The organism is Luedemannella flava, assembly GCF_039528515.1.
Taxonomy (GTDB): Bacteria; Actinomycetota; Actinomycetes; order Mycobacteriales; family Micromonosporaceae; genus Luedemannella; species Luedemannella flava.
This window is the reverse complement of sequence record NZ_BAAALT010000346.1, coordinates 1-2,030: the sequence shown is the minus strand read 5'-3', so window position 1 is coordinate 2,030 and position 2,030 is coordinate 1. Positions and strand designations below refer to the sequence as shown.

The following is a 2,030-nucleotide window of genomic DNA, read 5'->3' as shown; positions in this document are numbered from 1 at the left end:
GAACGCCCCCTGCCCCGCCTCGCCGACCCGGCGCGGCGGGTGCGGGCGGCCACGACGCTCGTCCTCGCCCTGTTCCTGATGGTCGCGCTCAAGCTGGTGGCGATCCAGGTCACCGACGCCAAGGCGTACGCGGCGAAAGGGCTGGCGGACCGGCTGCACGAGGTGCCGCTGGTCGCGCCGCGGGGCAGCATCGTGGACCGCGTCGGAGCCGTCCTCGCGACGACGGTCGAGGCGCGCTACGTCTACGCCGACCCGGTCGACGTGAAGAACCCCGACCACACCGCCGAGCAGCTCTACCAGGTGCTGGGTGTGCCCAAGTCGGAGCTGCTACCCAAGCTCAAGCGGCACGTGCGCGCCGACGGCATCGAGCAGCGGTTCGTGTACCTCGCCCGGGGCATCGACATCGCGAAGGGCGACCGCGTCGCCGCGCTCAACCTGTCCGGCATCGGCGTGCGCCGGGACGAGCGCCGGATGGTCCCCGGCAACGACCTCGCGGCGAACCTGATCGGCTTCACCAACCAGGACCTCACCGGCCTCGACGGGCTGGAGTCCAGCTACAACGACCTGCTGCACGGCGAGGACGGCAAGCGCACGTTCGAGGTGGGCCAGGAGGCGGCCAACCTGGGCCACGAGATCCCGGGCGGGTACCACGAGGAGCAGCCGGCCCGGCCGGGCAGCTCGCTGCAGCTGACCATCGACCGCGACCTGCAGTACGAGGTGCAGCGGATCCTGGCCACCCGGATGGCGGAGGTCAAGGCGATCTTCGGCTGCGCGGTCGTGCTCGACGTGAAGACCGGCGAGGTGCTGGCGCAGGCGAGCTACCCGGTGTTCAACGCCGCGGACCCGTTCAGCTCGACGGCGACCGACCGGGGCGACTGCGCGACCGGCAAGCCGGTCGACCCCGGCTCGGTGCACAAGGCCATCGTGATCGGGGCGGCCCTGCAGGAGGGCGTGATCACGGCCGACAGCGCCATCCCGGTCACCACCACGGTCCGCAAGGGCGACACGACCTACTCCGACACGCACTGGCACGAGAAGAACAAGATGACGGTGCCGGGCATTCTGGCCTACTCGTCGAACGTGGGGACGATCGCGATCGCCGACCGGCTGGGCGCCCAGAAGCTCTACGAGTACCAGCGCAGGTTCGGGTTGGGCGCCTCGACGATGGAGGGTCTGCCGGGCGAGGCGGCCGGCCTGGTGCAGCCGCCGAAGAACTGGAGCGGGTCGAGCGCCGGGTCGATCCCGATCGGCATGGGCGTGTCGGTCACCCCGCTGCAGATGACGGCGGCGTACGCGGCGATCGCCAACGACGGCGTGTGGGTCCGGCCGCACCTGGTGAAGGCGACGATCGCGCCGGACGGCAGGGTCACCCCGGCGACGGCCCCGCCGACGCGCCAGGTGCTCTCCGCCGCGAACGCGCGCAGCCTCACCACCATGTTGGAGGCCGTCACCACGGTGCCGGACGCGACGGGCCTGTCGGCGGCGGTGCCCGGCTACCGGGTGGCCGGCAAGACCGGCACCGGCAAGGTCGTCAAGGACGGCAGGTACGCGTCCGGCGAGGTCGCCTCGTTCGTCGGCCTGGCGCCGGCGGATGCGCCGCGCTACGCCATCGGGGTGTTCGCGTACACGCCCGGGGGCAACGGCGGGGCGGTCGCCGGGCCGGCGTTCAAGGACATGATGACGTTCACCCTGGCGCACTTCCTGGTGCCGCCAACCGGCACAAAACCGCCCAAGTTCCGCGTTTATCCGTGATGACCGGTAGCCCGACAGGTCGCCCTGCACAGCCGCCGTCCGCGGAACGGGTAGGGTCAGCGGTCGTGTCCGGCTATCCCCGTCCCCGTGGCGTGGCACCGCGACGCCTGGTCGAGCTCAGCGACGTGCTCCGCGTCGACCCGGCCGTGGTGCGTCCCACGCTGCCCGCCGACCTGACCGTCACCGGGATCACCCACGCCAGCACCGACGTGCGCCCCGGTGACCTGTACGCCGGGCTGCCGGGCGCGAACCGCCACGGCGCCGAGTTCGCCGCCGTG

The 2,030-nt window shown here is 72.2% G+C and carries 1 protein-coding gene and 1 pseudogene; both read left to right on the top strand.

Going from position 1 to position 2,030, the window contains the following annotated elements:
- A partial coding sequence (locus ABD211_RS33190; RefSeq protein ID WP_486336268.1) for a peptidoglycan D,D-transpeptidase FtsI family protein occupies positions 1–1,752 on the top strand: 1,752 nt, incomplete at its 5' end.
- Positions 1,752–2,030 (top strand): annotated as a pseudogene (locus ABD211_RS33185) (hypothetical protein); the annotation flags it as partial. The gene ABD211_RS33190 and the pseudogene ABD211_RS33185, both read left to right, overlap by 1 nt.